Source organism: Streptomyces sp. NPDC007808 (assembly GCF_042868655.1).
Lineage (GTDB): Bacteria > Actinomycetota > Actinomycetes > Streptomycetales > Streptomycetaceae > Streptomyces.
Map to the genome: position 1 here is coordinate 39,237 of NZ_JBIAEQ010000006.1, position 26,578 is coordinate 65,814.

The following is a 26,578-nucleotide window of genomic DNA, read 5'->3' on the forward strand; positions in this document are numbered from 1 at the left end:
CACCGTAGAGGGCCGCACTGACAACGGCCTCCGACTACTTCGTGAGCTCGGTCAGCTCGCGGTCCTCCTGACGGGCCACCCGGTGGCGGACCGCGTACCAGCCGCCGACGAGCATCGCGGCGATGACCGGGATGAGGAGGAGGGTCTTGCGGCCGACCTCGGGGTCGTTCCACATCATGCCGAGGCAGGCCAGCAGGAAGGCGATCGTGGCGATCTCCGTGACGGGGCTGCCCGGGAGGCGGAAGGAGGGGCGGGCGACCAGGCCGGCCTTGGCGCGGCGGACGAAGACCAGATGGCAGACCATGATGATCACCCAGGTGCTGATGATGCCGAGGGAGGCGACGTTCAGCACGATCTCGAACGCCTGGGCCGGCATCAGGAAGTTCAGGCCGACGCCGAGGACGCAGACCGCGCAGGTCAGCAGGATGCCGCCGTAGGGCACCTGGCTGCGGTTCATGCGGGCGGTGAACTTCGGCGCGGAGCCCGCCATCGCCATCGAGCGCAGGATGCGGCCCGTGGAGTACAGACCGGAGTTGAGGGAGGACATCGCGGCCGTCAGGACCACCAGGTTCATCACGTCGCCGGCGCCCTCGACACCGATCTTCGACAGGACCGTGACGAAGGGGCTCTCGTCGGCCGAGTAGACCGAGCCGGGCAGGAGCAGGGCGAGCAGGACGACCGAGCCGACGTAGAAGAGACCGACCCGCCACATGATCGAGTTCACCGCGCGGGGGACGATCTTCTCCGGCTCGGCGGTCTCACCCGCAGCGACACCGACCAGCTCCAGGGCGGCGTACGCGAAGATCACGCCCTGCATGACCAGGACGACGGGCATCAGACCGTGCGGGAAGACACCGCCGTTGTCCGTGACGACGTGCAGGCCCGGGGCCTGCCCGCCGACCTCCTGCTGGGTGGCGAGCAGGAAGATGCCGACGAACATGAAGGCGACGAGCGTGGCGACCTTGATGATCGCGAACCAGAACTCCATCTCGCCGAAGATCTTCACCGAGATCAGGTTCACCGCGAGCACCACGGCCAGCGCGATCAGCGCCAGCACCCACTGCGGGATGTCGGTGAACATGCTCCAGTAGTGCGTGTAGAGCGCGATCGCGGTGATGTCGGCGATGCCGGTCGTCGACCAGTTCAGGAAGTACATCCAGCCGGCGACGTAGGCGCCCTTCTCACCGAGGAACTCGCGCGCGTACGACACGAAGGATCCGGAGGAGGGCCGGTAGAGGACGAGTTCGCCTAGGGCGCGCACGACGAAGAAGGCGAAGATGCCGCAGACCAGGTAGGCGATCGCCAGGGCCGGACCGGCGTTGTGGAGGCGGCCGCCGGCGCCGAGGAAGAGACCGGTGCCGATGGCACCGCCGATGGCGATCATGTTGACGTGGCGGGCCTTGAGGTCCTTGCTGTAACCGGCGTCGCCCGCGTCCGCGGGCACCTGGGCCGCGTCGGTACGGGGTGCGGCCACTGCCGTGTTCACGGCGTCCTTGCTCACGGGGGTACCACTCTCTGGTGCGCCCGAGCGGGTCTCGCTCGGGTGGTGCCGGACGTGCGTATGGCCTGCGCCCTCGGTAAAGGCACAGACCAAGGGGCCACCTTCCCCCGGCGTGGGTCGATCACGCGGTGGCGGATGTCACAGAGCGTCGCTTCTCACACGGGCCGTGCGCGGCGCCTCGGAGCTGTCCGGCCGTGTGTGTCAGAGAGGTGTCACAGCATTGGTGAGACAGCGATACTGCTGCACATGACGACCGACGCCGGGGAGACGACCCTCACGATCGACGAGCTGGCCGCGCGGGCGGGAGTGACGGTCCGCACGGTGCGGTTCTACGGCACGAAGGGGCTGCTGCCTCCTCCGGTGATCGGTCCGCGCCGGGTGGGCCACTACGGACGCGAGCACCTGGCCCGGCTGGCGCTCATCGAGGAACTGCAGCAGCAGGGCATGACGCTGGCGGCGATCGAGCGGTATCTGCAGCAGTTGCCCCCGGATCTGGACGCCCATGACCTCGCCATCCACCGTGCCGTGGTGGCCTCGTGGGCGCCGGACGCCGTCGAGACGGTGCCGCGGGCGGAGCTGGAGCGACGAGCGGGGCGGGCGCTCGGCGACGGCGACGTGGAGCGGCTGGCGGCCATGGGGGTCGTCGCGGCCGGTGACGACGGCTACCGCGTCGACCTCGGGCTGCTTCGCCTCGGGGTCGGGCTGCTGGACGTACCGCTGTCGCAGGAGGCGATCCTCGCGGCGCGCACGGTCCTCATCGAGCACTCCCGGGCCGCCGCGCACGAACTGTCGCAGCTCTTCCGGGGCGAGGTGTCCCAGCGGGCGGCGCGGGATGTGAAGTCGCTCTCCGCGCACATGCAGCCCCTGGTGATGCAGGCGCTGCTGACGACGTTTCAGCGCTCGCTGAAGGAGGAGCTGCGGGACTGGCTGAACGGCATGTCGGAGGAGGACGGCGGCACCGCCTGACGCGTCGGGCGGCGCCGGACCGGCCCGTCTCGACGGCGCGGTGCCGGGCGGGGTCTCCCCGCCCGGCACCGGGCGTCATCCGTCACGCCGCACGGGACGCGTGTCCTGCCTCACGCGTCCTCGAAGCGCTCCCCCTTCTCCGCCTTCTCCACCAGCAACGCCGGCGGCGTGAACCGCTCCCCGTACCTGTCGGCAAGCTCACGCGCGCGGGCCACGAAGCCGGCCACACCGCCCTCGTAGCCGTTGATGTACTGCAGGACACCGCCCGTCCAGCCGGGGAAGCCGATGCCGAAGATCGAGCCGATGTTGGCGTCGGCGACGGAGGTCAGCACCCCCTCCTCCAGCAGCCGGACGGTGTCCAGGGCCTCGGAGAAGAGCATGCGCTCCTGCATGTCCCGGAAGGGGATCCGCACGTCCTCGCCGGTGAAGTGCTCGCGCAGGCCCGGCCACAGGGCCACCCGCTTGCCGTCCTCGTCGTAGTCGTAGAACCCGGCGCCCCCGCTGCGGCCGGTGCGGCCGAACTCGTCGACCATACGGTCGATGACCGCCTCGGCGGGGTGGGCCGTCCAGGTGCCGCCGGCCTCCTCCACGGCCCGCTTGGACTCGCCCCGGATCTTGCGCGGCAGCGTGAGCGTCAGCTCGTCCATCAGGGCGAGGACCTTGGCGGGGTAGCCGGCCTGGGCCGCCGCCTGCTCCACCGACGCGGGCTCGATGCCCTCGCCGACCATCGCGACGCCCTCGTTGATGAAGTGGCCGATGACCCGGGAGGTGAAGAAGCCGCGCGAGTCGTTCACGACGATCGGCGTCTTGTTGATCTGCCGGACCAGGTCGAAGGCGCGGGCCAGCGCCTCCTGGCCCGTCCGCTCCCCCTTGATGATCTCGACCAGCGGCATCTTGTCGACGGGCGAGAAGAAGTGCAGTCCGATGAAGTCGGCCTGGCGCTCGACGCCCTCGGCGAGGGAGGTGATGGGCAGCGTCGAGGTGTTGGAGCACAGCAGCGCGTCCGGCTCGACGATGTGCTCGATCTCCTGGAAGACCTTGTGCTTGAGCTCGGGGTTCTCGAAGACGGCCTCGATGACCGCGTCGCACCCGGCCACGTCCTGCGGGTCGGCCGTCGGCGTGATGCGGGCCAGCAGCGCGTCCGCCTTCTCCTGTGTCGTACGGCCCCGGGAGACCGCCTTGGCGCACAGCTTCTCGGAGTAGCCCTTGCCCCGCAGGGCCGCTTCCAGGGATACGTCCTTCAGCACGACGTCGATCCCGGCGCGGGCGCACGAGTAGGCGATGCCCGCGCCCATCATGCCGGCGCCCAGGACGGCGACCTTGCGGACCTTGCGCGGTTCGACGCCCTTGGGGCGGTTGGCGCCCGAGTTGACGGCCTGCAGGTCGAAGAAGAACGCCTGGATCATGTTCTTCGACGTCTGCCCGGCCGCCAGCTCGACGAAGTAGCGGGCCTCGATGACCTGTGCCGTCTCGAAGTCGACCTGGGCGCCTTCGACGGCGGCCGCGAGGATGTTGCGCGGGGCCGGGTAGGGGGCGCCGTTCGTCTGCTTGCGCAGGGTGGCCGGGAAGGCCGGCAGGTTCGCCGCGAACTTGGGGTTGGCGGGCGTGCCGCCGGGGATCCGGTAGCCGGGCCGGTCCCAGGGCTGCTGCGACTCGGGGTGGGCCTCGATGTAGGCGCGGGCCTTGGCGAGCAACTCCTCCCGGGTGGTGACGACGTCGTCGACCAGACCGTTCTGCAGGGCGCGCCGCGGGTTGTACTGGGTGCCCTGGAGGAGGACCTTGAGCAGGGCGTCGGCGATGCCGAGGAGGCGTACCGTGCGGACCACGCCGCCTCCGCCCGGCAGCAGGCCGAGGGTGACCTCGGGGCAGCCGATCTTGGAGCCGGGGGCGTCGAGGGCGATGCGGTGGTGGCAGGCGAGGGCGATCTCGTAACCGCCGCCCAGGGCAGCGCCGTTCAGCGCGGCGACGACCGGCTTGCCGAGGGTTTCGATGCGGCGCAGGTCGCGCTTGATGGCCATGCCGCCGTCGAACAGCTCCTGCGCGGTCTCGGGGGTGACCCGGATCAGGTCGCGCAGGTCGCCGCCGGCGAAGAAGGTCTTCTTGGCGGAGGTGATGATGACACCGCGGATGGTGTCCTTCTCGGCCTCCAGGCGGTCGGTGATCACGGCCAGGGAGTCGCGGAACGCCTGGTTCATGGTGTTCGCGGACTGGTTCGGGTCGTCCAGGACGAGGGTGACGACGCCTTCGCGGTCCTGCTCCCAGCGGATGGTGGTGGACTCAGTGCTCATGTGGAGGTGCTCCGTGTGATCCGTCGGGAGGGGGTCAGATGCGCTCGACGATGGTGGCGATGCCCATGCCGCCGCCCACGCACAGCGTGGCGAGGCCGTACCGCTTGTCCTGGCGCTCCAGTTCGTCGACGAGCGAGCCGAGGATCATGGCACCGGTGGCGCCGAGCGGGTGGCCGAGGGCGATCGCGCCGCCGTTGACGTTGACCTTGTCCAGGGACAGGCCCATGTCCTTCACGAAACGCAGGACGACCGCCGCGAACGCCTCGTTGATCTCGACGAGGTCGATGTCGTCGATGGTCAGACCGGCCTTGGCGAGCGCCTTGCGGGTGGCGGGCGCGGGGCCGGTGAGCATGATGGTGGGCTCGGACCCGGAGACGGCGGCGGAGACGATCCGCGCGCGGGGGGTGAGGCCGTAGCGCTCGCCGACCTGCCGGGAGCCGATGGCGACCAGGGAGGCGCCGTCGACGATGCCGGAGGAGTTGCCCGCGTGGTGGACGTGGTCGATCTTCTCCACCCAGTGGTACTTCTGCAGCGCCACGGCGTCGAAGCCGCCCAGGTCGCCGATGTCCGCGAAGGACGGCTTCAGCTTGGCCAGGGAGTCGGCGGTGGTGCCCGGGCGCATGTGCTCGTCGTGGTCGAGGACGACGAGGCCGCTGCGGTCCTTGACCGGGACGACGGACCTCTCGAAGCGGCCCTCCTTCCACGCCGTGGCCGCGCGCTCCTGGGACAGGGCCGCGTACTCGTCGACGTCGCGGCGCGAGAAGCCCTCGACGGTGGCGATCAGGTCGGCGCCGATGCCCTGCGGCACGAAGTTGACGGCGAGGTTGGTCATCGGGTCGTTGAACCAGGCGCCGCCGTCCGAGGCCATCGGCACCCGGGACATCGACTCGACACCGCCGGCGAGGACCAGGTCCTCCCAGCCGGAGCGCACCTTGGCGGCGGCCAGGTTGACGGCCTCCAGGCCCGAGGCACAGAAGCGGTTCTCCTGCACGCCGGCCACAGTGTCCGGCAGTCCGGCCGCGATGGCGGCGATACGGGCGATGTCGGAGCCCTGGTCGCCGACCGGGCCGACGACACCCAGCACGATGTCGTCGACGGCGGCCGGGTCGAGGTTCGGGAAGCGGTCGCGGATCTCGTGGATGAGGCCGACGACCAGGTCGATGGGCTTGGTGCCGTGCAGGGCGCCGTTCGCCTTGCCGCGGCCGCGCGGGGTGCGGATCGCGTCGTACACGTACGCTTCGGTGCTCACAGGGAGGCCTTTCGGTGAGGGTCGGCCCGGCGAGGGGGCTTCAGCCGAGCAGGGAACGGCCGATGATCTCCTTCATGATCTCGGTCGTTCCGCCGTAGATGGTCTGGATGCGGCCGTCGGTGAAGGCACGGGCGACCGGCTGTTCGCTCATGTAGCCGTAGCCGCCGTGCAGTTGCAGACAGCGGTCGGCGACCCGCTTCTGGAGCTCGGTCGCCCACCACTTGGCCATCGAGGCGTGGACGGCGTCGAGCTCCCCGTTCGCGTGGTCTTCTATGCAGCGGTCGAGGAAGGTGCGGGTGACGGCGCACTCGGTGGCCATCTCGGCCACCTCGAAGCGGATGTGCTGCTTGGTGGCCAGCGGGCGCCCGAAGGCCTCGCGCTGCTTGACGTACTCCGTGGTGATCTCCAGCAGGTGCTCGGCGGCGGCGATCGCGGAGACGGCGATGCTGAGGCGCTCCTGGGCGAGGTTCGTCATCAGGTGGACGAAGGCGCCGTTCAGCTCGCCGAGGAGGTTCTCCTTGGGCACGCGGACGTCATGGAAGAACAGCTCGGCCGTGTCCTGCGCCTTCTGGCCGATCTTGTCCAGGTTCCGACCGCGTTCGAAGCCGTCCGTGCCGCGCTCGACGACGAGCAGTGACAGTCCGTGCGCGCCGCCCTCGGGGGTGGTCCTGGCGACGACGATCACCAGGTCGGCGAGGATGCCGTTGGAGATGAACGTCTTGGAGCCGTTGAGCACCCAGTGGTCGCCGCGGTCCTCGGCGTGGGTGCGGATGCCCTGGAGGTCGGAGCCGGCGCCGGGCTCGGTCATCGCGATGGCGGTGATCAGCGTGCCGTCGCAGAAGCCGGGCAGCCAGCGGCGCTTCTGCTCGTCGGTCGCGAGGCCGGTCAGGTACGGCCCGATGATGTCGTTGTGCAGGCCGAGGGCGAGGCCCGGGGCACCCGCGCGGGTGAACTCCTCTGCGAGGACGGCGCTGTAGCGGAAGTCGGGGGTGCCGCCGCCTCCGTACTCCTCGGGTACGGCGAAGCCGAGCAGGCCCTGCTTGCCGGCCGCGCGCCAGGCCTCGCGGGAGACGATGCCGTCCTTCTCCCACTGCTCGTAGTGGGGCAGCACCTCCCTGGCGAGGAAGGCCCGCACGGTCTCCCGGAACGCGTCGTGCTCGGGGGCGAAGATCTGCCGCTTCATTCGAGGCCCTTCGTGTCGGCGCCGTACGGGTCGGGGCGGGTCGTGCCGGAGGCCTTCGGGTGCGGATTCGGGGCCTCGGCGCGGGTGGGGCTGTGGGGGCGTGTGGCGTCGGCCCCGTCAGGGACCGGGTACGGGGCCTCGGCGCCGTCCGGATGCGAGGTGGCGGCGTCGCCGCTGCTGGCGAGCGGGGCCGTCGGAGCGGCGGGCGCCGAAGACGGGTCGACCACCCCGGCGCCCCGCAGGTCAGGACCGGTGCCCCCGGTCTCCGCCGGGTTCGGGGCGACCACCTCGGCGCCCCGCAGGTCCGGGCCGACGCCCCCCGTCTCCGCCGGGCTCGGGGCGACCACCTCGGCGCCCCGCAGATCCGGGCCGACGCCCCCGGTCTCCGCCGGGTTCGGGGCGACCACCTCGGCGCCCCGCAGATCCGGGCCGACGCCCCCGGCCTCCGCCGGGCTCGGGGCGACCACCTCGGCGCCCCGCAGGTCAGGACCGGTGCCCCCGGGCTCCGCCGGGCTCGGGGCGACCACCTCGGCGCCCCACAGATCCGGGCCGGTGCCCCCGGGCTCCGTCGGGTTCGGGTCGACCACCTCGGCGCCTCGCAGGTCCGGGCGGTCCGTCGCTTCGGCGTCCGTCGCCGCTGTGTCCGCCCCACCAGGGTCGCCCGGCAACCCGCGTACGCCCCAGTCGCGGGCCACCTCGGCGGTGTCGGCGCCGGGCCGCGCCGGGCCGGTGCGTACGGCGGTGGGGGTGACGGAGAAGCGGGGGGCCGGGGCGGGCTGGGTGATGCCGCCGTGCTCGGTGAAGGTGCCGCGGGCGGCGAGGTGCGGGTGGTGCGGGGCCTCGCGCAGCGACAGGACGGGCGCCACGCAGGCGTCGGTGTCCTCGAAGACGGCCGTCCACTCGGCCCGGGTACGGGACTTGAAGCGGTCGGTGACCGCCTCGCGCAGTTCGCCCCAGCGGGTCCAGTCCTTGCGGGCGTCCGCGAACTCCGTGAGGCCGAGCAGGCCGAGGAACTCGGCGTAGAACTGGGGTTCCAGGGCGCCGACGGCCATGTACCCGCCGTCGGCCGTCTCGTAGGTGCCGTAGTAGGGGCAGCCGCCGTCCAGCAGGTTGGCGCCGCGCCGGTCCTGCCAGCCGCCGGCGGCGAGCATGCCGTGGATCATCGCGGCGAGGTGGGAGGTGCCGTCGACGATGGCGGCGTCGACGACCTGGCCGCCACCGGTGGCCCGCGCGTGCAGGAGGGCGGCGAGCACGCCGACGACGAGGTAGAGGGAGCCGCCCGCGTAGTCGCCGAGCAGGTTGGCGGGGACGGCCGGTGGCTCGTCGGGGCTGCCGATCATGCCGAGGGCGCCGGTGACCGCGATGTACGCGATGTCGTGGCCGGCGCGGTGGGCGAGGGGCCCCTCCTGGCCCCAGCCGGTCATCCGGCCGTACACCAGCGCGGGGTTGCGGGCGTGGCAGTCCTCGGGGCCGACTCCCAGACGCTCGGCGACACCGGGGCGGTAGCCCTCGATCAGGATGTCGGCGCGAGCGGCGAGGTCGAGGACGCGGGCCGCGCCGTCGGCCGACTTCAGGTCGATGACCACCGAGCGCTTGTTGCGGTTGGTGATGTCGTACGCGGCGTCGATCGCGAGCCCCGGGCCGCCGGGGCGGTCCACGCGTACGACGTCGGCGCCGAGGTCGGCGAGGAGCATGGCGGCGAACGGGCCCGGCCCGATGCCGGCCAGCTCCACCACCCGTACGCCGGTGAGCGGGCCCTGTCCTGGCGTCGTTGCCATCCAGCCCCCAGGGGATCGGACACGAGGTGAGAGTGCGGAAGTCAGCGGTGCGACCGAAGCGTGACGATATGCGACCGCCGGATGACGGAGCGCGACGGCACGTGACCTGTGGTTTGACACAACTGCTGTAACACCGACGATGCTAGGAACATGCTCCGCCGGACACAAGAGCAAGCGCTTAGGAAGTTACCCGCCCGAGGTCGGGTGGCACGGGTGGAGGCACCCCGGGCCGGCCGGAGTCAGCGCCCGTCCAGCTCAACCGTCAGCCGCTTCGGTGCGATGGTGCGGTAGCTCTCCTCGACCCAGTCGCAGAGCAGCTCCGCCGTGGGAGCGCCCGTCGGCTGCAACGGGATGCTCACCCATCCCGACTTTCCCAGGCCGTATCCCGCGGGCTCGGCGCCGGGGCAGGTCAGGGCGTGGGCGTGGGCCGACTCGTCCTTGAGCTTCACCGTTATGCCCAGCGGGTAGCTGCCGTCGTCGACTCCGAGGAAGACGAAGACCTTCTTGTTGACCTTCGCGACCGTCTCGCCCCAGGGGAACTCCTCGGTGGCGCCGGGGAGGCCCAGAGCGAACGCGCGCACTTTCTCCCACTTCTTCAGGGCATTCCTGGGCACGGCCACCGCTTACCTCCGGGCTCGTCGTCGGGCTCCGCATCCCTCACGCTAGCCTCGGCCACCGACAACGGCGCGAGCTGCGAGACCGAGGGGTGTCATGAGCAGGCTGAACAGGGCGGATCGCCCGTACGACATCGTGCTCTTCGGAGCGACCGGCTTCGTCGGGGTGCTCACCGCGGAGTACCTGGCCGCGCAGGCGCCCGAGGGTCTGCGCTGGGCGATCGCCGGCCGCAGCAGGGAGAAACTGGAGCGGCTGCGCGACCGGCTGCCCGGCGGCGAGGGGGTCGCGGTGCTGGAGGCGGACGTCTCCGATCCGGCCTCGATGCGCCGTCTCGCAGAGCAGGCGCACGTGGTGGCCACGACCGTGGGGCCCTACGTGATGTACGGCGAGGACCTGGTCGCGGCCTGCGCGGACACCGGCGCCGACTACCTCGACCTCTGCGGGGAGCCGGAGTTCGTGGACCGGACGTACGTCCGGCACGACGCACGCGCGCGGGAGACCGGCGCGCGACTGGTGCACGCCTGCGGCTTCGACTCCGTGCCGCACGACCTGGGCGCGTACTTCACCGTCCGGCAGCTGCCGGAAGGCGTACCCCTCACCGTGGAGGGGTTCGTGACGGCCGACGCCACCTTCTCCGGCGGTACGTTCGCGTCGGCGCTCAACCAGTTCTCACGCGGGCGTCAGATGGTGGCCGCCGCGCGTGACCGTGCCCGCCACGAGCCCCGGCTCATGGGACGCAGGGCGCTGGCGCCGACCGGCGCACCCCGGTTCGCCAAGGAGGTCGGCGCGTGGGCGCTGCCGCTGCCGACCATCGACCCGCAGATCGTCAAGCGCTCCGCGCGGGCCCTGGAACGCTACGGCCCCGACTTCCGCTACCGCCACTACGCCGCCGTACGGCATCTGCCCGTCGCCGTCGGTGGGGTGGCGGCGATGGGCGCGCTTTTCACGGCCGCCCAACTGCCGCCCGCCCGGCGCTGGTTGTCCGACCGGCTGAAGCCCGGTGACGGGCCTGGGCCGGAGAAGCGCGCGAGGAGCTGGTTCTCCGTCCGCTTCGTCGGCGAGGGCGGGGGCCGACGGGTCTTCACCGAGGTCGCGGGCGGTGATCCCGGGTACGGCGAGACGGCGAAGATGTTCGCCGAGTCGGCGCTGTCCCTGGCCTTCGACGACCTGCCGCCGACGGCCGGGCAGGTCACCACGGCGGTCGCGATGGGGGACGCGCTGATCGAGCGGTTGCGGCGGGCGGGGATCACTTTTCGGGTGGCGGCACGTCGGTGAACCGCTGACACGGCCACGCGTACCGGCGCTGCATGCGGCGCTGAGCGCGGCGCTGAACGCCGACAGCACCGGCGGACAGTCGGCGGCCCACCCCTGGGCGAACCGCACCGGGAACGGCCGGGCGCGGCCTCGGACACCGCCTCGACCGGCCTCGGACACGGCGGGAGGGGGGCGCACGGGCTCGCCGTACGCCCCCCTCCGCCGGGAAGCGGCGGGTTGCGGAACCGCCCGCCGGGGCGGCCGTAGCGGATCCGTCAGCAGATCGTGCCGGTCTCGCGGCCGAAAGCCTCGCCGACGGCCCAGGCGTCCGCCCATGGGCGCCGGACCCGCGGGTGCCTGACCCACGGGTGGGGAGCGACAGCCATGCCCTCCGGTCCGAAGCGCCCGCACTCCCCAGGTCGCCGGGGCTGCCGGCGGTCCGCACGTGCGGACAATGGAAGGACGGCGGTGGGATGCTCCCCGGGGTGGGGCCGCGGGAAGGAGCGAGATGCCGCAGCGGGCGTCGTCACCCGACCGTGTGCAGGCCGCACGCCGGGCGGTGCGGGTCACCGTGGCGGCCGCCGCCGGGTTCTATCCGGCGGTGTACGTCCTGGACGCCCCGGTGGTCGCGCTCTACGCCCTGTTCACCCCGATCGCCCTCGGCATCCTGTCCCCCCTGCCCGGCTCGGGCCGGGACCGCGCACGCGTGGTCCTGTACGCCCTCCCGGTCGCCGCGGCCCTGACCGCGCTCGGCACCGCGCTCGCCGTCGGCACCGCCCCGGCGGTCGCCGGGATGGTCCTCGTGGGCTTCGTGCTGTCCTTCGGCGGGGCCTGCGGGCCCGCCCCGGCCGGCGCCGCCCCCGGTCTGCAGCTGTTCTACATCCTGGCCTGCTTCCCGCCCTACCAGCCGGACACCCTCCCCCAGCGGCTGGCGGGCCTGCTCCTGGGCGGCGCTGTGACGGTGCTGTGCGAGACACTGCTGCTGCCGGCACCCGCGGAGGTCCCCTACCGCGAACGGGTCGCCGCTGCCCTGGAGGTGGCGGCCCGCGCCGCGAGAGCCTCGGCGGGCGGCGGTACGGCCGAACCCGCTCGCGTCCGCGAGCTGCGGTCGGCCGGCCAGTCCCTGCGTCTGTCGCGACTGCCGCCCGCCGTACGACCGACCGGCGCGGGACGCACCGACCGCGCGCTGGCGCACGTGGGTGGTGCGACCCGGCGCCTCCTCGACCAGCTGGCCCGCGCCGCGGAACACCCCGCGCCCCCACGCGCCCGGGACCCCCTGTCGGCGTCGCTGCTGACCGAGATCGCCGCGGAGTGCGCCGCCATGGCGGAGAACCTGCGCGGTCGGCGTCCCGTGGCCGGCCCCGAGGCTCTTGAGGAGATGGTCGAACAGTTCCTCCTCGCTCGCGGGCGTGCCGCCGGGGCACGTGAACCCCCGGCGTTGACCGTCCTGCGGCGCCAGTCGGCCGTTCTCGCCGAGGCCGCCTCGGCGGTGACCGCCCGGGCCGCCCTGTCCGTCGCGCTCGGCGGCAGGCGCGTGGTGCGCGGGCTGCCGCGCGAACAGCTCTGGTACGCGCGGCCGCCCGCGATCGACCTGTGGCTGCGGCGGCTCACCGGGAACCTGACGCTGCGCTCGGTCGTGTTCCAGAACGCGGTACGCACGGCGCTCGGGCTGGGCGTCGCACGTCTCGTCGCCGGTTCGCTGGACCTCTCCCACGGATTCTGGGTACTGCTGGCCGTGCTGACGCTCGGACGCACCACGGCGGGCGCCACCTGGTCCGCCGTACGACTGGCGGTGATCGGCACGTTCGCGGGGGCTTTGACGGCCGGCACGCTGATCCTGTGGGCGGGCGAGACGACCGACGTCTACGCGGCGCTGCTGGTCCCCCTCATGCTGCTGGCCTTCACGGTGGGGCCCGTCGCCGGAATCGCCTGGGCGCAGGGCCTGTTCACGCTGGTCGTCTCCACGGCCTTCGCCCAGCTCGTACCGGTCACCTGGCGACTCGGGGAGATCCGGGCGCTGGACGTCCTCACGGGCTGCTGCATCGGTCTGCTGTGCGGGGTCGTGGCGTGGCCGGCCGGAGCGGCCGCCGAGGTCCGGCGGAGCATGGCGAGGATGCTTGTGGAGGCGGCACCCCTGGTCCGGACGACGGTGGCGGCCACGCTGCCCACACGTGCGGCGGCCGTGGCGACGGCTCCCACGAAGTCCCGCGAGGGCGCCGCCGAGCCGTCGAAGGCGCACCCGGTACGCCCCGACGACAGAACCGAACCGCCCGACGACCGCACCAGGCCGGACGACGGCACAACCCAGCCGTACGACAGCAGGGCGAAACCGCACGAAGACAAGGCCGAGCCGCCCGACGTCAGGACGGAGCCCACGCAGCCGACACAGCCCACGCAGCCCACGCAGCCCACGCAGCCCACGCAGCCCACGCAGCCCACGGAGGACAACGAGCACGCCCGGTGGCGGACCCGGCACCGGCTGCGGCTCGCCGAGGCGGCGTACGCCCAGTACCGCAGCGAACCCGCGAGCCATCACGAGGCGGCGCCCGACTGGCCGGCCGCCCTGAACTTCGCGATCCACACCCTGGTCGCCGCCGACTGGCTGCCGCGGATCGCCGCGCACGACCTGGACGGCGAGGTGTCCGACGCGGCGGCGGCCTGGGCGCGCGAGGCCGCCGAGTCGACGGCGGACGCGGCCGACCGGGCCGCCGGCTTCCCGCAGGGCGGCGTGCGGGTGCCGCCGGTGCGCATCCCGTACGCGATCGAGTCGTCCCTGACCGGCCCGTTCCTGCCGGTCCTGGTGGACGTGGAGAACTGGCTCGGCACCCTCGGTGCGGACCTACGGGCGATCGGCGACGACACCGCGCCCGCGGTCAGGGCGGTGACGTCGGCGTTCCCAGGCGGCGCCGCAGGAAGGGCTCCTGGGACAGCACGGCGCCCACGCTGAGGCCGATGGCGACGGCCACGCACACGACGATCAGCCAGGACAGCAGCACGAAGACGGAACCCGCGGAGCCGTAGCCGGCCAAGGCCCGGTCGAGCGCCCGCGGCATGTAGAAGTGGGCCGTCACCGACAGACAGCTGACCGCGACCGCCGTGACGGCGGCGCCCGGCACGAGGGGCGCCCAGCGGACCGCCCCGCCGAGCAGCAGGTGCTGGGTCCACCACCACATCACCACCTGCATGGCCAGGACGATCGGGAACCCGGCCCACGCCCCCAGCCCGAGCCCGTTGTGCAGCAGCCCCTGCACGACGAGTGAGCAAAGCCACAGGAGGATCCATGCGACCCAGCGCCACGGAGCGACCTTGCCCGCTGTCCGGGGCAGCTGCCAGGCGCGTCTGCACAGTCGCTGCACCGCGCGGCTGACCGCGGTGGCCGACAGCAACACCATCAGCCCGCCCACCAGGCCGGTCGCCTGGCGCAGGTCCTCGGTCGGGGGCTCGAACGCCTGCTCCACCTGCGCCTTCGTCTGCCCGGTCAGTCCGAAGACGGAGCTGATCGACGCGGCCACCTGGTCCTGCACCGCCTCCGGGGCGTAGGCGCCGAGCACGAACAGCAGGGGCACCGCGGTCAGGAAGCACTGCGCGGCGATACGGGTGGCGGAGTCGAAGATGTTCACCGACACCAGGCGGTCCACGAGTGCGGTGACCACCGGGAAGCGGGTCTCCACGCGCGCGTGGAGGGTCTTCTGCCAGGCCGTCAGGTTCTCGATGCGGCCACGCCACCACGACGGGCGCAGCAGGGCGCGGATCCGCCGGTGGCCGCCGGCTGCACGGCTCACCCGGGCGGGCCGGCTCGGCGGCTTGCCCGCGCTGCCGGCGGCGTAGCTGCGGAAGTCTCCATCGAGCCGCTCCTTCCCGACTCCAGGGTGCGCGACGAGGCGGGCCTCGGCACGCCGCGTCACGAGGCGCCGCCCGGGTCCGCCGCGTGCGGATACGGCGACCACGGCCCTGCTCACCCTCGACCCGTACGGCGCACGCGTGGGCGGCGTGCCTTCGGCGCGTCTCCTCCCGGTGATCGTCCGGGTCCTGGCTCTGACCGGCGGGCAGCCCCGGAGCCGAGGGAGTCTCGGTCGACACTGCACCTCACGGCGGGGCTGGTCGTCGGTCCGGCACCGGCCGCGTACGGCCCGCGCGGCGTGGCGACGGCCCTCGCCCGCGCGCCGTTCCGGGCCCCTCGGCTTAGTCTGATCCAGGGGCGTTCGGGTGAATCGCACACCGAAAGGGCGGGCCCCGATGCACGACTACCCGCTGATCGAGAACCACGGCCTCCTCGGCGACCTCCAGACCGCCGCACTGGTGACGACCGACGGAAGCGTCGACTGGTTCTGCGCCCCGAGATTCGACTCGCCCAGCGTGTTCGGCGCGCTGCTGGACAAGGACAAGGGCGGGCACTGCACGGTCCGCCCGATGCACCGGTCGTACGCGACCAAGCAGTTGTACCTTCCCGACACGGCGATCCTGGTCACCCGCTTCATGACCGAGGCGGGCGCCGGAGAGGTCATCGACTTCATGCCGGTGACCGGCCGCACGGTCACCGAGCGCCACCAGCTGGTGAGGATGGTCCGCTGTGTACGCGGCAGGATGACGTTCGAGGTGGAGATAGCGCCGAGGTTCGACTACGGGCGGCGGCCGCACCGTCTGCACATCAGCACGCACGGGGCGGTGTTCACCGCGCAGGGCGGCGCGCAGCTCACCGTGCACCCCATCCGCGAACCGGACGACGAGCGGCTGCTGGACGTGCTTGCCGATCGCCGGGACGCCCTGCACTTCACGCTGAGGCTGGAGGCGGGCCAGGAGCGGGGGCTGGCCCTGGAGTGGGCCGCCGACGGGCCGCCGAGGGAGATGCGGCTGCCGGAGTACCAGCAACTCTTCGACGAGACGGTGCTGTTCTGGCGCGGCTGGCTGCGCCAGTCGCGGTACACGGGACGCTGGCGCGAGACCGTGGAGCGCTCCGCGATCACGCTGAAGCTGATGACCTTCGCGCCCACCGGCGCCGTGGTGGCCGCCCCGACCACGGCGCTTCCCGAGCAACTGGGCGGGGAGCGCAACTGGGACTACCGGTTCACCTGGATCCGGGACGCGTCCTTCTCGGTGTACGCGCTGCTGGGGCTGGGCTTCACCGACGAGGCCAGGGCGTTCATACAGTGGCTCTCGGACCGGGTCAGGGAGCGGGCCGGAAGGGAGGGCGACACCGGTCCGCTGAACGTCATGTACAGGGTGGACGGCTCCTCCGACCTGGACGAACAGATCCTCGACCACTGGGCGGGCTACGCGGGTTCGGCGCCGGTGCGCATCGGGAACGGTGCCGCCGCGCAGCTCCAACTGGACATCTACGGCGAGGCGCTGGACAGCATCCACTTCGCGCACCGGCACGGACTGCAGATGGGGCACCGCGGCTGGAACGCGCTGCTGACCAACCTCGACTGGCTGGTGGACCACTGGGACCAGGCGGAGGAGGGACTGTGGGAGACCCGCGGCGGCCGGGAGGACTTCACGTACGGCCGTGTCATGTCGTGGGTTGCCTTCGACCGCGCCCTGCGGCTCGCCGAGTCCAACGGCCGGCCCGCCGCCGCCGACCGCTGGCGCGGCGCCCGGGACGACTGCTACGAACAGGTCATGGCCAAGGGCTGGAGCGAGGGGCGCCATGCCTTCGTCCAGCACTACGGCGGCGATGTCCTCGACTCCTCGCTGCTGCGTATGGCGACGGTCGGGTTCATCACGCCCGACGACCCCCTTTGGACGTCGACGCTCGCCGCCATGGAACAGGAACTGGTCAGCGACAGCCTGGTCTACCGCTACAACCCGGAGGCCTCACCGGACGGCCTGCGAGGCTCGGAAGGCACCTTCTCCCTGTGCACCTTCATGTACGTCGACGCCCTGGCCCGCGCGGGGCGGACCGGGAAGGCGCGGCTGGTGCTGGAGAAGATGATGGGGTACGCCAACCATCTCGGTCTGTACTCGGAGGAGATCGACCCGACGGGCCGTCAACTGGGCAACTTCCCCCAGGCGTTCACCCATCTCGCCCTCATCGACGCGGCGATCACCCTCGACTCGGCCCTGGACCGTGCGTAGCCCTGCCGGCTGCGGCCCGGCCGGCGCACCGGGGACGGTCAGCCGCCGGTGGCGAATCCCGGGAAGAGGGTCATCCCGCCGTCCACGAAGAGCGTGGCGCCGACCACGTAGTCCATGAGGTCGGAGGCGAGGGCGACGGCCGCGCGCGCGATGTCCTCCGGGTCGCCGATGCGGTCGTAGGGAATCAGCTTGAGGAGGTCCTCGCGGGCCTGGGCCGTCTCCCAGGCGCTGTGGTTGATGGGGGTCTGGATGGCGCCCGGGGCGATGGCGTTCACGCGGATCTTCTTCGGCGCGAGCTCCTGGGCGAGCGTCTCCATCATCATCCGCACGCCGCCCTTGGAGGAGGCGTAGTTGACGTGCCCGGCCCAGGGGATGACCTGGTGCACGGAGCTCATGCAGATGATCTTCCCGGCCGCGCGCGACACCTCGGGGACGACGCCGCGCCGCAGGAACTCCTTGGTGGCCTCGCGGGCGCACAGGAACTGGCCGGTGAGGTTGACGTCGATGACCTTCTGCCACTGGGCGACCGTCATCTCGGTGAAGGGGGCGTCGCGTTGGAGGCCGGCGTTGGCCACCAGGATGTCGAGGGTGCCGAACTCCTCGACCGTCCGGTTCACCATGGCGACGACCTGGTCCTCGTCGGAGACGTCCGCCTCGTGGGCGACGGCCCGCACGCCGAAGGACCTGATCTCCTCGACGACCTTCTCGGCTTCCTCGCGTCCGGCCACGTAGTTCACGACCACATCGGCCCCGGCCCGGCCCATGGCCAGGGCCGTCGCCCTGCCGATGCCGGAGTTCGCACCGGTGACCAGGGCCTTCTGGCCCTTGAGCAGTTGGGCGGGGATCACGTCGCGGGGCGTGCCCTCGGGGGAACTCACGATGGCTGTCTCCTGCACTGCGGGGCCGGGTCGCCCGGGCCGTGGCCCGGAGGTCGAAGCGCCACCCAATCACCGGGGGCGGGCCGCGTCGTCGCGGCACGAACCGGTGTTGCGCCGACCGGCGGAGGATCTTCCCCCGCCCGAAGGCGGGTCCCCCGCCCCCGGTCAAGTCAACCGCTCCATGAGGTGATCGCCCACCCTCAGGGCGTTCGCCCATGGCCGTCAGGGATGGGTTGACCGGGGCTGGGCCGTGTCGTCGTCGCCGTCCGTCCCGAGGACGGCCACGCCCCGCTCGGGCCGGCAACCGCATCGCCTGCGGATGCGGACCGGCACGGGCCCGAGCGGGTCCTGGTCACCGGGTGAGGCGGCCGACGACGGTGCTCACCCGCACGAACAGCAGGTCGCCCGGCTCGACCGTGCCCCCTGGGCGGACCGGGCGGCCACCGGGTCACCGGCGCTCACCTGATCGACGGGCTGCAGCCACGGCACGTTCCGCAGCCGGGGGAAGTCAGCAGCACACCGCGTCCGGCACCCACTACGGCCACCACACGCTCGGGCGTGAGCGAGGCCATGGCCCCGGGCCGGCCCTCCGTGTCCGCGGCCGCCCGCGCGGACAGCCTTGGCACGGGCCCGGGGTCCGTGTCCGTGGTCGCCCGCGCGGACAGCCTTGGCGCGGGCCCGGGGTCCGTGTCCGCGGCCGCCCGCGCGGACAGCCTTGGCACGGGCCCGGTGGTCCGTGTCGGACATGCGGTGCGTGCGGTCTCGGGGGAGCCGGTCAGGTGGCTCCTTCCCGGCAGGGCTCCGGTTGCCGACTGCGGGTCGCCGTCGGCGGGCGCGCATGCCCAGTCGGTGCGGCGCGAGGGCGGGACGGGAACGCGTCTCGGGGTCCGGCGCACCAGCGCCGCGGCCCGCGACCGGGTCAGCCGCGCTCGGGTCCGGCGCACCGGCGCCCCAGCCCGCGACCGGGCCAGCCGCTCCGGTCCGGCGCACCAGCGCCCCAGCCCGCGACCGGGCCAGCCGCTCCGGTCCGGCGCACCGGCGCCCCAGCCCGCGGCCGGGTCAGCCGCGCTCGGGCCCGCCGTCCCGCCTGCCGGGGGCCCGTACGGCCGTCGCCCGCTCCGGCTCTTCGGGTGGCGGCACGGCGCGGCCCGGTGGCAGCAGTTCGGCCGTCACGAAGCTCACCACCGCCGCGATGATCACCACGGAGGTCATCGCCCCGCTGCCCAGGAGCAGGACGACCAGCACCGCGCTGCTGACCGGCAGCCGCAGGGCCGCGGCGCCTGTGGCCGCCATGCCGGCGGCCAGCCCGGGCACGACGCCCAGGCCGGGGAGCGGGGCCAGCAGCACGCCCGCCGCCGCCCCTAGGAACAGCGCGGGGAAGACCGGGCCACCGCGGAGGCTGCCCAGGCACAGCGCGTACGCCGCGGACTTGCACAGCAGTACGGCGATCAGCGCGCCGACGCTCCAGGCGTGCGGGTCCTCGGCGAGGCGGGCGAGGGTGGCCTGGCCGGACGAGGCGACCTCCGCCGGGGAGCGGTCCGTGGCCAGCGCGTACACCGAGGCGCACGCCCCGGCGGCCAGGGCACAGACCACCGTGTGCACGACGGTTCGTCTGCGGACGAACAGCGCGGTCAGGCGGCCGGTGTTCAGCACGTAGTGCGTCGCGGCACCGAGGGCGACGGCCATCGGCACCGTCCAGAGGATGTCCCCGGCATCGAGGCGGGGCGCCGAGATCCCCTTCAGTGTCAGGTCGCCCGTGGACAGGCCGGTCCAGCGGCCGAACCCGGTGAAGACGAGCGAGCCGACCCCGCTGGACAGGAGTGCCGGAAGCATGACGGCGAACAGCCGCGGGCCGCCCACGCCGGCCACCTCGATGAGGATCACCGCTCCGACCAGCGGATTGCCGAAGATCGCCGGAAGTGCCGCGGCGGCGCCGGCGACGCCGAGGAGGGCGGTGCCCTGCGGTGTCACCGGCGCCCTGGCCAGTCGCGCGAGGAGGGGGGCCAGACCGCCGCCGAGGGCGATCAGCGGGCTTTCGGGGCCGAGGGCGGCACCGAGCGGCAGGCCGGCGAGGGCCGCGAGGAGGATCCCCGGCAGGGCGGAGGGGGCTGCTCCCTGGGGGTGCAGACCGGCGGCGGCGACGTGGCCGCCGGCTCCGGGCAGGTGCCGTACCACCAGACCCACGGCGACCCCGGCGAGGGTCAACAGGGGCAGCGGCCACCACCAGGGAGGGGTGTGCCAACCCAGTGCGGCGGGCAGTTCGTCCCACCACGCGTGTTCGAGCTCGTGCAGCGCGGCCAGGAACCAGAACGCCATGAGGGCGACCGGGGCGCCGATGAGCGCGGAGAGGACGAGCGCTTTCTGGTAGGCCGGTTGCCGCAGCAGGTCGCGCAGCCGTTCGGCCGTCTCCGGCTGCGTGCCGGGGGTGGACGCAGCCGGGTGCTCCGGTTCGGGCACGACCCGTGCCTCCGCGTCAGCCGAGGACCCGGCGCTTCTGGGCCGCGAACTCCTCGTCGGTGAGCGCTCCCGCGGCCCTGAGGTCGGCGAGTTGCTTCAGCTGGTCGATCTTGCTGGTCATGTCGTCGGCAGCCGGTGCAGCGGCGGCGGGCGCGGGCGGCACGACGTCCTGCTCGTAGGTGCGCTGCCGTTCGCGGTCCTGCTGCGCCCATCGGCCCGCCTGGCGCCGTGAGACGCGGTTGGACACCGCTGTGGCCGTACCCGAGATGACGGCGGTGCGGGCGACGCCGCGGAGGAGTCCTGGCATGTCACTCATCTCCCTGCGATCCGTGCGCGGTGTGGCGCTGCCGGCCGGCGGAAGCCGCTCTCACCCGGCGGTGACCCCGCCCGCAGGGGTAGTCCCCTCGGCGGCGTCCAGCGAGGCCAGCAGGGCGTTCACGGGGATGCGCCCACTGGCCACCAGTTCGGCCCCGCCGCGCCGCAGCGCACCGGCCAGGGGCGCGGCCCACACGTTCTCGTACACCAGGACCGCGGCGGAGTTTCCGGGCTCCAGAGCGCCACCGGCGTCCTCCAGGTCGCTCTGGTCCAGCAGTCCCGAGGAGGCTCCCTCGAACACCGTCAGATCGACCTCGTCCCCGATGTTCCTGAGCTCCAGCGCCTCGACCGACCCGTCGGTGCCCTTGCGGAGGAAGACGAGGTCGAGGATGCGGATGATGCCTCTGTCGACGAGGTCCACGAGGAGAGGCAGGCCCTCTCCGGTCATACGGCTGCCGGGGAACTCGACGATCAGGTAGTCGACGGGCCCCATCTCCCCGATGTCCTGGTGCATGGCCGCTCCTCAGCCGGACGGGCCCCCTCAGCCATTGCAGCATTGTGAACGGCCGTCTGCATGTTCAGGCGCGAGCCGGTCCGCCGGGTCCGGGCGGTCCTAGAGGGGCCATTCCGAGAGCGTGTAGATCATCCCGGCGATCCAGCCCAGCCCGGCCAGTGTGGCCAGAACCAGCGCCGCCGTCACGGCGCGCTCGACGGGGCGGTCGGGGTCGGCGAGGGGCTTCGGGGAGCGGTGCGTCGTCATGCGGCCCACCCTGCCGACGGGGCCGGTCCCGCCACATCCGTACGGGTACTCAGGGCACGTACTCAGATCGCGCGGGTCGCCTCCTTCAGCGCCTGCCGGCACAGGGCGTCCGCGCGGCGTGTGGTCTCCGGCAGCCGGTACGCGGGCGTCAGCGCCAGGGTGTGGGCGCAGGCGTTGTCGAGGCTCACGCGGTGGCCGACGGACACGAACACCGGTTTCACGCCGTCCCGGGTGCGCAGGGCGCGGCCGACCTCCTCCTCGTCGGCCATGAGGGGCGCTGACGAGCCGCGTGCGGCGCCGGGGTCGTCGTAGGTGAAGGTGAAGGGGTTCTTGGCCACGCCGATGGTCGGCAGGCCGGTGAGAACGCCGAGGTGGGCGGCGAGGCCGAAGCGGCGGGGGTGGGCGAGGCCGTAGCCGTCGCAGACGACGAGTCCGGACGGACAGGGCAGGGCGTCGAGCGCGGCCAGCACCGTGGGGATCTCGCGGAAGGCCAGCAGGCCGGGGACGTACGGGAAGGAGATCCGCCCGACGGCGGTGGCCTCGGCGACGACGTCGAGGCTCGCCGCGTCCAGGACGACGGCCGCGGCGGCGACCACGTCCCGTTCGTCGTCGTAGGCGACGTCGACACCGGTGACGTGTCCGGAGCCCGGCGGCGGTCCCGGCTCGTCGAGCACCACCCGCTCGCGCAACTCGTCCTGGACGGCGCGGGCTTCTTCGTCGGTCGCGGGCCAGCCCGCGGGAATGCGTACGGTCGTCATGGTGGGCACGAGCGTACGGGGCCGGAGCCGGCGGGCGCGGGCCGCGGGGGTAGTCTCGCGATCATGTTCGTACTGGAGTTGACCTACACCGCACCGCTCGCTGCCGTCGACGCCGTGCTGGAGGCGCATGTGGCGTGGCTCGACGAGCAGTACGACAAGGGCCTCTTCCTCGCGTCCGGGCGCAAGAACCCCCGCGACGGCGGGGTGATCCTCGCCGTCGCGGGGGACCGGGCGCTCATCGAGGAAGTCGCCGCCACGGATCCGTTCGTCGTGGCCGGGGTGTGCGCGTACCGCGTCACCGAGTTCGCCGCCACGAAAACGGCCCCGGAGCTGGCACGGTACCGTGAGACGCCCGGCTGAGCCTCACTTGCCCAGTGCCTGCTTGAGCTGGCTCTTGTTCATGTCCGAACGTCCGTGGATGTTGCGCTTCTTGGCCTCCTCGTACAGCTGGTCGCGGGTGGGGCCCTGGGAGCCCTGGCCGGACCGCCGGCCGCCCCGCTTGCCCGAGGACATGTCCTGGGTGGAGGTACGGCTGGCGGACTTGGACTCGCCGGACCGTGCGCGTTCCTTGTTCACCGTCCGCGCCGCGATCTCCTCGGCGCGCGAGGCGCTCTCGCCCCGGTCCTGGGCGCTCTTCTTGATGTGCTCGTACTGGCGTTCCCGCTTCGGGCTCGAACCGGCTGGCATGTGAGTCACTCCTCTCGCAGTCCGCGACCGAGTACCCACATTCCGGCGTCAGCTCTCCAGCCGCGCGACCCTGCCCTTCTCCCCCGCCGCCCAGCAGCCGAGGTCCGGCGTGCAGTCCACGGTGTCGTACGAGCCGTTGTCGACGGTCCGCCAGGTGCGGCCGCCGTCCGTCGTCAGGTCGGTCCCGGTGGGCCCGACGGCGAGGGCGGCGGTGCGGCTGTGCGGGAGCCAGGCGACCGCGGAGCGGTAGGCGGGCACCGGGTTCGCGGCGGCCCGCCAGGTGGCGCCCCGGTCGCCGGTGCGGGCGGCGGCCCGCGGGGAGGGCTGGTCGGGGCGGTAGTCGCCGCCGACCGCGAGGCCGTGCGTGCGGTCGCGGAAGGCCAGGGCGAAGACGCCGCGGGCCGGGTCGCCGGCCGGGACCGGTGTGTCGGCGGCCGTCCAGGTGAGCCCTCGGTCGGCGGAGTGCAGCACGCGCGCGCGTGCGGCCCCGCCGGTGGCCAGCCAGACGTCCTTCGGTCCAGAGGTGACCAGGCACTGCCCGCTCGCCGCGAAGCCGGCCTCACCCTCCAGCGCGGCGGGCATCCCCGAGTTCGGCAGCACCGTCCAGGAGCGGCCGCCGTCACTGGTCGACAGGATGCGGAACCGGCCGTCCACCGGGTCGCTCATCGCCAGGCCGTGCCGGTGGTCGAAGAAGGCGAGGCAGTCGTAAAAGGCCCGCGCGTCGGTGTTGCGGAAGGACTCGGTCCAGGTCGCGCCGCCGTCGTCCGTGCGGTACACACGGGACGCCTCACCCTCTCCGATGGCCAGCACCACGGCGCGGCGCGCGTCGAACGCCTCGACGTCCCGGAACTGGAGTTCGCCGGCTCCGGGCGGTGAGACGTTCCGCCAGGTCGTGCCGCCGTCGGTGGTGCGCAGGACGGTGCCCTGGGTTCCGGCCAGCCAGGCGGTGCTCCGGCTGACCGCGGACAGCCCGCGGAAGCGCACCTCGGGCGCGCCGCTGTCCTTGGGTTCCCAGTGCGGGGCCCTGCGCTCCGGCAGGTCCGTCTGTGCCCGCGCCTGTGCGGGTACGACGGTCAGCGCGGTCAGCGCCGCACCGCAGGCCACCCCCGCCGCACTTGTCCGAAACCAGTACCCCGACCGTCGCGTGTTCCCCGAACGCCTCATGGCGGGCGAAGCTAGTCCAGTGCCGTATCGGCGTCCAGATGGCCTCGGGAGCCACAGCAGGGACCGGGAGACACAGGTGACTTTCCTGGCACACAGGGGCATACGGATCCCTCCCGTGCATGAAGGCGGTGACCGAGGTCACTCGGCTTCGGGGTGCACGGATTGGCCGATTCCATCGTCTCTACCAGTGCCCCGTCTCGTCCGCCCGGATAGTCGTCCAGCCGTCACAAGGGAGCAAGGCGTTGTCCACCGTCATCGAGCAGCCCGTCGAGGCCCGTCTCGTCGCCGCCGCGCCGCGGATGCCGAGCATTCCCGCGACCCTTCACTACGACCGGCGCGACCCCTTCGCCGTCCGTATGACCTTCCCGGCGCCGGCCACCCTGGAGGGTGTCGAGGTCTGCTGGACCTTCAGCCGTGAGCTGCTGGTGTCCGGCCTGGAGGGCCCCGAGGGCCACGGGGACGTCCGGGTGCGGCCGTACGGCTTCGACCGCACGGTCCTGGAGTTCCACGCCCCCGAGGGCACGGCGGTCGTGCACATCCGTTCCGGCGATGTGCGGCGCTTCCTGCAGGCCACGAGCGAGCTGGTGCCCTTGGGGCTGGAGCACCTCCAGCTCGACCTGGACCACGACCTCGCGGAGCTGATGCGGGACGCCTGCTGAGGCGTCCCGCCCGGGGTCTGCCCCGCTGAGCCCTCCGCGGCAGGACCGTCAAATGCGTTGACACCGTCGGCACCCGCTCCTACGGTGTAGAACGGTCCTGTTGCCGTCGATTGGAGAAGGACGTTGCTCGTCTGAGGTCCTGAGACACCGCGTCACACCTGAGGTGTGTGCGCTGCGTGCGACCTCGGCGTTCGAGCCGTCCTCCGGAAACAGGGCTTTTCTCATGCCCTCCTGAGGCCTCCCCGTGGGTCGCCGGTGTCTCGAAACGCGTTTGCCCTTGATCGCTTCGAGCATCCGCGGAGGCCCCGTATGTCTACTTCCATCACCTGTACGTCCCTTGCCTTCACCTGGCCCGACGGCACCCCCGTCTTCGAGAACCTCGACGTCGCCTTCGGCCCCGGCCGCACCGGCCTCGTCGGGATCAACGGGTCAGGAAAGTCAACCCTGTTGAAGCTCATCGCGGGTGAACTCACCCCGCTCGACGGCGCCGTACGCGTCGCGGGCGAGGTCGGCTACCTCCCGCAGAACGTCACGCTGGACACCGGCCTGAAGGTCGACGAGGCGCTCGGCATCGCCGCCAAGCGGGCCGCGCTGCACGCCATCGAGGCGGGCGACGTGGCCGAGGTGCACTTCGAGACCGTCGGCGACGACTGGGACGTGGAGGAGCGCGCCCTCGCCACGCTCGGCGAACTCGGGCTCGGACACGTCGAGTTGGACCGCACGATCGGCGAGGTCTCGGGCGGCGAGTCCGTGCTGCTGCGCCTGGCCGCGCTGCTGCTGCGCCGCCCCGACGTCCTGCTGCTCGACGAGCCCACCAACAACCTCGACCTGTACGCGCGCCGGCGGCTGTACACGGCCGTCCAGTCCTGGCCGGGCGTGATGGTCGTCGTCAGCCACGACCGGGAACTGCTCGACCTCGTCGACCAGATCGCCGATCTGCGCCGAGTGAGTCCTGCGGCGCGAGGCGCCTCGGCCGAGGGTGGTGGTGGCAGACGGGTGGGCGAGATCACCTGGTACGGCGGCAACTTCTCCGCGTACGAGCAGGCCCTGGAGATCGAGCAGGAGGCGGCCGAGCGCATGGTGCGGGTCGCCGAGGCCGACCTGAAGAAGCAGAAGCGTGAACTGGTCGACGCTCAGGTCAAGTTGGCCCGCCGCAAGCGGTACGGCCAGAAGATGTGGGACCAGAAGCGCGAGCCGAAGATCGTCATGGGGGCACGCAAGCGCGCGGCGCAGGAGTCCGCGGGCAAGCACCGCATCATGCACGAGGAGAAGCTCGCCGAGGCCAGGGAGCGGCTCGACGACGCGGTGGAGGCCGTACGGGACGACGACGAGATCCGCGTCGACCTGCCGTACACGGCCGTTCCGCCGGGCCGCAGCGTCCTCACGCTGCGGGAGCTGGAACTCGTGTACGGCGCCCGGGTGACCGGTGGTCTCGATCTGCACGGCCCGGAGCGGATCGCGCTGATCGGGCGCAACGGCTCGGGCAAGACGACGTTGCTGCGGACGATCGCCGGGGAGCTGGCGCCGGTGGCGGGTGAGGTGACGGCCCATGTCCCGCTGCGCTTCCTGCCGCAGCGGCTGGACGTCCTCGACGCCGAGCTGACGGTCGCCGAGAACGTGGCCCGGTTCGCGCCGGGCGCCACCAACAACCGGATCCGGGCGCGGCTGGCCCGCTTCCTGTTCCGGGGCGCCCGTGCCGACCAGAAGGCGGAGACCCTCTCCGGAGGCGAGCGCTTCCGGGCGGCGCTGGCCGCGCTGATGCTGGCGGAGCCGGCACCGCAGCTGCTGATGCTGGACGAGCCGACGAACAACCTGGACATGGCGAGCGTGCGCCAGCTCACCACCGCCCTGGAGTCGTACGAGGGGGCACTGATCGTGGCCAGCCACGATCTGCCGTTCCTGGAGTCGATCGGCATCACGCGCTGGCTGATGCTGGAGGACGGAGAACTGAAGGAAATCACGCCAGAAGCTGTCGGGTATACCGCCTAGCT

21 protein-coding genes and 1 pseudogene are annotated in these 26,578 nt (G+C 72.6%); 7 read left to right on the forward strand and 15 right to left on the reverse strand.

Annotated features, from left to right (window positions below):
- Nucleotides 1–34: 34 nt before the first annotated feature.
- Entirely contained in the window at nt 35–1,501 is a 1,467-nt protein-coding gene (locus ACFYNL_RS22575) for an amino acid permease (RefSeq protein ID WP_388806338.1), read from the reverse strand.
- A 246-nt stretch (nt 1,502–1,747) separates the two neighbouring features.
- Here ACFYNL_RS22575 and ACFYNL_RS22580 point away from each other — a divergent pair, with 246 nt between their 5' ends.
- A complete protein-coding gene (locus ACFYNL_RS22580) occupies nt 1,748–2,467 on the forward strand; it encodes a MerR family transcriptional regulator (RefSeq protein WP_388806340.1) in 720 nt (239 codons plus the stop codon).
- A 110-nt stretch (nt 2,468–2,577) separates the two neighbouring features.
- Here the strand turns inward: ACFYNL_RS22580 and ACFYNL_RS22585 are convergent, their stop codons facing one another.
- The 5 genes and pseudogenes from ACFYNL_RS22585 to ACFYNL_RS22605 all read right to left on the reverse strand — a co-directional run bounded on the left by ACFYNL_RS22585 (nt 2,578) and on the right by ACFYNL_RS22605 (nt 9,585).
- Nucleotides 2,578–4,755 carry a 3-hydroxyacyl-CoA dehydrogenase NAD-binding domain-containing protein gene (locus tag ACFYNL_RS22585; protein ID WP_388806342.1) on the reverse strand — a complete coding sequence of 726 codons (2,178 nt, stop codon included), beginning with the start codon at nt 4,753–4,755 and terminating at the stop codon, nt 2,578–2,580.
- 34 nt (nt 4,756–4,789) lie between these two features.
- Nucleotides 4,790–6,004, reverse strand: coding sequence for an acetyl-CoA C-acetyltransferase (locus tag ACFYNL_RS22590; protein ID WP_388806344.1), 1,215 nt, complete (start codon nt 6,002–6,004; stop codon nt 4,790–4,792).
- A 40-nt stretch (nt 6,005–6,044) separates the two neighbouring features.
- Nucleotides 6,045–7,187 carry an acyl-CoA dehydrogenase family protein gene (locus tag ACFYNL_RS22595; protein ID WP_388806346.1) on the reverse strand — a complete coding sequence of 381 codons (1,143 nt, stop codon included), beginning with the start codon at nt 7,185–7,187 and terminating at the stop codon, nt 6,045–6,047.
- Nucleotides 7,188–7,843: 656 nt separating this feature from the next.
- Nucleotides 7,844–8,965 (reverse strand): annotated as a pseudogene (locus ACFYNL_RS22600) (CaiB/BaiF CoA transferase family protein); the annotation flags it as partial.
- 239 nt (nt 8,966–9,204) lie between these two features.
- On the reverse strand, nt 9,205–9,585 hold the full coding sequence (locus tag ACFYNL_RS22605; RefSeq protein WP_388806347.1) for an MmcQ/YjbR family DNA-binding protein: 381 nt from the start codon (nt 9,583–9,585) through the stop codon (nt 9,205–9,207).
- 91 nt (nt 9,586–9,676) lie between these two features.
- On the opposite strand from ACFYNL_RS22605, the gene ACFYNL_RS22610 reads away from it, so the two are divergent.
- Both ACFYNL_RS22610 and ACFYNL_RS22615 read left to right on the forward strand, forming a co-directional pair.
- Nucleotides 9,677–10,855, forward strand: coding sequence for a saccharopine dehydrogenase family protein (locus tag ACFYNL_RS22610; RefSeq protein ID WP_388806349.1), 1,179 nt, complete (start codon nt 9,677–9,679; stop codon nt 10,853–10,855).
- A gap of 487 nt (nt 10,856–11,342) precedes the next feature.
- Nucleotides 11,343–13,781, forward strand: a complete 2,439-nt coding sequence (locus tag ACFYNL_RS22615; protein ID WP_388806351.1) for an FUSC family protein — start codon at nt 11,343–11,345, stop codon at nt 13,779–13,781.
- Here ACFYNL_RS22615 and ACFYNL_RS22620 read toward each other — a convergent pair.
- On the reverse strand, nt 13,708–14,781 hold the full coding sequence (locus ACFYNL_RS22620) for a YhjD/YihY/BrkB family envelope integrity protein (RefSeq protein ID WP_388806353.1): 1,074 nt from the start codon (nt 14,779–14,781) through the stop codon (nt 13,708–13,710). The two genes, ACFYNL_RS22615 and ACFYNL_RS22620, sit on opposite strands and share 74 nt — an antisense overlap.
- Before the next feature lie 289 nt (nt 14,782–15,070).
- Here ACFYNL_RS22620 and ACFYNL_RS22625 point away from each other — a divergent pair, with 289 nt between their 5' ends.
- The gene (locus tag ACFYNL_RS22625; RefSeq protein WP_388806355.1) at nt 15,071–16,909 is read left to right on the forward strand and encodes a glycoside hydrolase family 15 protein; all 1,839 of its coding nucleotides are present in this window, start codon (nt 15,071–15,073) and stop codon (nt 16,907–16,909) included.
- Between the two features lie 38 nt (nt 16,910–16,947).
- On the opposite strand, the gene ACFYNL_RS22630 is transcribed toward ACFYNL_RS22625, so the two are convergent.
- From ACFYNL_RS22630 to ACFYNL_RS22655, 6 genes are all read right to left on the reverse strand, one after another.
- On the reverse strand, nt 16,948–17,787 hold the full coding sequence (locus ACFYNL_RS22630; protein WP_388806357.1) for an SDR family oxidoreductase: 840 nt from the start codon (nt 17,785–17,787) through the stop codon (nt 16,948–16,950).
- A gap of 1,059 nt (nt 17,788–18,846) precedes the next feature.
- Nucleotides 18,847–20,244: a chloride channel protein gene (locus ACFYNL_RS22635; protein ID WP_388806359.1), complete on the reverse strand. Its 1,398-nt coding sequence runs from the start codon at nt 20,242–20,244 to the stop codon at nt 18,847–18,849.
- Between the two features lie 16 nt (nt 20,245–20,260).
- Nucleotides 20,261–20,551: an SHOCT domain-containing protein gene (locus ACFYNL_RS22640; protein WP_388806361.1), complete on the reverse strand. Its 291-nt coding sequence runs from the start codon at nt 20,549–20,551 to the stop codon at nt 20,261–20,263.
- A gap of 60 nt (nt 20,552–20,611) precedes the next feature.
- Complete coding sequence (locus tag ACFYNL_RS22645) at nt 20,612–21,073, reverse strand: DUF6325 family protein (protein WP_388806363.1); 462 nt, start codon at nt 21,071–21,073, stop codon at nt 20,612–20,614.
- A gap of 99 nt (nt 21,074–21,172) precedes the next feature.
- On the reverse strand, nt 21,173–21,319 hold the full coding sequence (mmpA, locus tag ACFYNL_RS22650; protein ID WP_388806365.1) for a morphogenic membrane protein MmpA: 147 nt from the start codon (nt 21,317–21,319) through the stop codon (nt 21,173–21,175).
- Nucleotides 21,320–21,381: 62 nt separating this feature from the next.
- Nucleotides 21,382–22,077 (reverse strand): endonuclease V, encoded by a 696-nt coding sequence (locus ACFYNL_RS22655; RefSeq protein ID WP_388806367.1) that lies wholly within the window; start codon nt 22,075–22,077, stop codon nt 21,382–21,384.
- Between the two features lie 63 nt (nt 22,078–22,140).
- Between ACFYNL_RS22655 and ACFYNL_RS22660 the strand changes: the two genes are divergently transcribed.
- Nucleotides 22,141–22,437 (forward strand): YciI family protein, encoded by a 297-nt coding sequence (locus ACFYNL_RS22660; protein WP_388806369.1) that lies wholly within the window; start codon nt 22,141–22,143, stop codon nt 22,435–22,437.
- 3 nt (nt 22,438–22,440) lie between these two features.
- Here the strand turns inward: ACFYNL_RS22660 and ACFYNL_RS22665 are convergent, their stop codons facing one another.
- Nucleotides 22,441–22,764, reverse strand: coding sequence for a plasmid stabilization protein (locus tag ACFYNL_RS22665; protein ID WP_388806371.1), 324 nt, complete (start codon nt 22,762–22,764; stop codon nt 22,441–22,443).
- A gap of 48 nt (nt 22,765–22,812) precedes the next feature.
- Nucleotides 22,813–23,928, reverse strand: coding sequence for a WD40/YVTN/BNR-like repeat-containing protein (locus tag ACFYNL_RS22670; RefSeq protein WP_388806372.1), 1,116 nt, complete (start codon nt 23,926–23,928; stop codon nt 22,813–22,815).
- A 242-nt stretch (nt 23,929–24,170) separates the two neighbouring features.
- Between ACFYNL_RS22670 and ACFYNL_RS22675 the strand changes: the two genes are divergently transcribed.
- The gene (locus tag ACFYNL_RS22675) at nt 24,171–24,587 is read left to right on the forward strand and encodes an SsgA family sporulation/cell division regulator (protein ID WP_388806373.1); all 417 of its coding nucleotides are present in this window, start codon (nt 24,171–24,173) and stop codon (nt 24,585–24,587) included.
- Between the two features lie 309 nt (nt 24,588–24,896).
- Nucleotides 24,897–26,576, forward strand: a complete 1,680-nt coding sequence (locus ACFYNL_RS22680) for an ABC-F family ATP-binding cassette domain-containing protein (protein WP_388806375.1) — start codon at nt 24,897–24,899, stop codon at nt 26,574–26,576.
- Nucleotides 26,577–26,578: the final 2 nt, after the last annotated feature.

Excerpts from the sequence above, each read along its gene's own strand:
- ACFYNL_RS22580 (WP_388806340.1), top strand. The coding sequence starts at position 1,748 with ATGACGACCGACGCCGGGGAGACGACCCTCACGATCGACGAGCTGGCC.
- ACFYNL_RS22585 (WP_388806342.1), bottom strand. The coding sequence starts at position 4,755 with ATGAGCACTGAGTCCACCACCATCCGCTGGGAGCAGGACCGCGAAGGC.
- ACFYNL_RS22595 (WP_388806346.1), bottom strand. The coding sequence starts at position 7,187 with ATGAAGCGGCAGATCTTCGCCCCCGAGCACGACGCGTTCCGGGAGACC.
- ACFYNL_RS22610 (WP_388806349.1), top strand. The coding sequence starts at position 9,677 with ATGAGCAGGCTGAACAGGGCGGATCGCCCGTACGACATCGTGCTCTTC.
- ACFYNL_RS22615 (WP_388806351.1), top strand. The coding sequence starts at position 11,343 with ATGCCGCAGCGGGCGTCGTCACCCGACCGTGTGCAGGCCGCACGCCGG.
- ACFYNL_RS22625 (WP_388806355.1), top strand. The coding sequence starts at position 15,071 with ATGCACGACTACCCGCTGATCGAGAACCACGGCCTCCTCGGCGACCTC.
- ACFYNL_RS22640 (WP_388806361.1), bottom strand. The coding sequence starts at position 20,551 with ATGCCAGGACTCCTCCGCGGCGTCGCCCGCACCGCCGTCATCTCGGGT.
- ACFYNL_RS22645 (WP_388806363.1), bottom strand. The coding sequence starts at position 21,073 with ATGCACCAGGACATCGGGGAGATGGGGCCCGTCGACTACCTGATCGTC.
- mmpA (WP_388806365.1), bottom strand. The coding sequence starts at position 21,319 with ATGACGACGCACCGCTCCCCGAAGCCCCTCGCCGACCCCGACCGCCCC.
- ACFYNL_RS22655 (WP_388806367.1), bottom strand. The coding sequence starts at position 22,077 with ATGACGACCGTACGCATTCCCGCGGGCTGGCCCGCGACCGACGAAGAA.
- ACFYNL_RS22660 (WP_388806369.1), top strand. The coding sequence starts at position 22,141 with ATGTTCGTACTGGAGTTGACCTACACCGCACCGCTCGCTGCCGTCGAC.
- ACFYNL_RS22665 (WP_388806371.1), bottom strand. The coding sequence starts at position 22,764 with ATGCCAGCCGGTTCGAGCCCGAAGCGGGAACGCCAGTACGAGCACATC.
- ACFYNL_RS22670 (WP_388806372.1), bottom strand. The coding sequence starts at position 23,928 with ATGAGGCGTTCGGGGAACACGCGACGGTCGGGGTACTGGTTTCGGACA.
- ACFYNL_RS22680 (WP_388806375.1), top strand. The coding sequence starts at position 24,897 with ATGTCTACTTCCATCACCTGTACGTCCCTTGCCTTCACCTGGCCCGAC.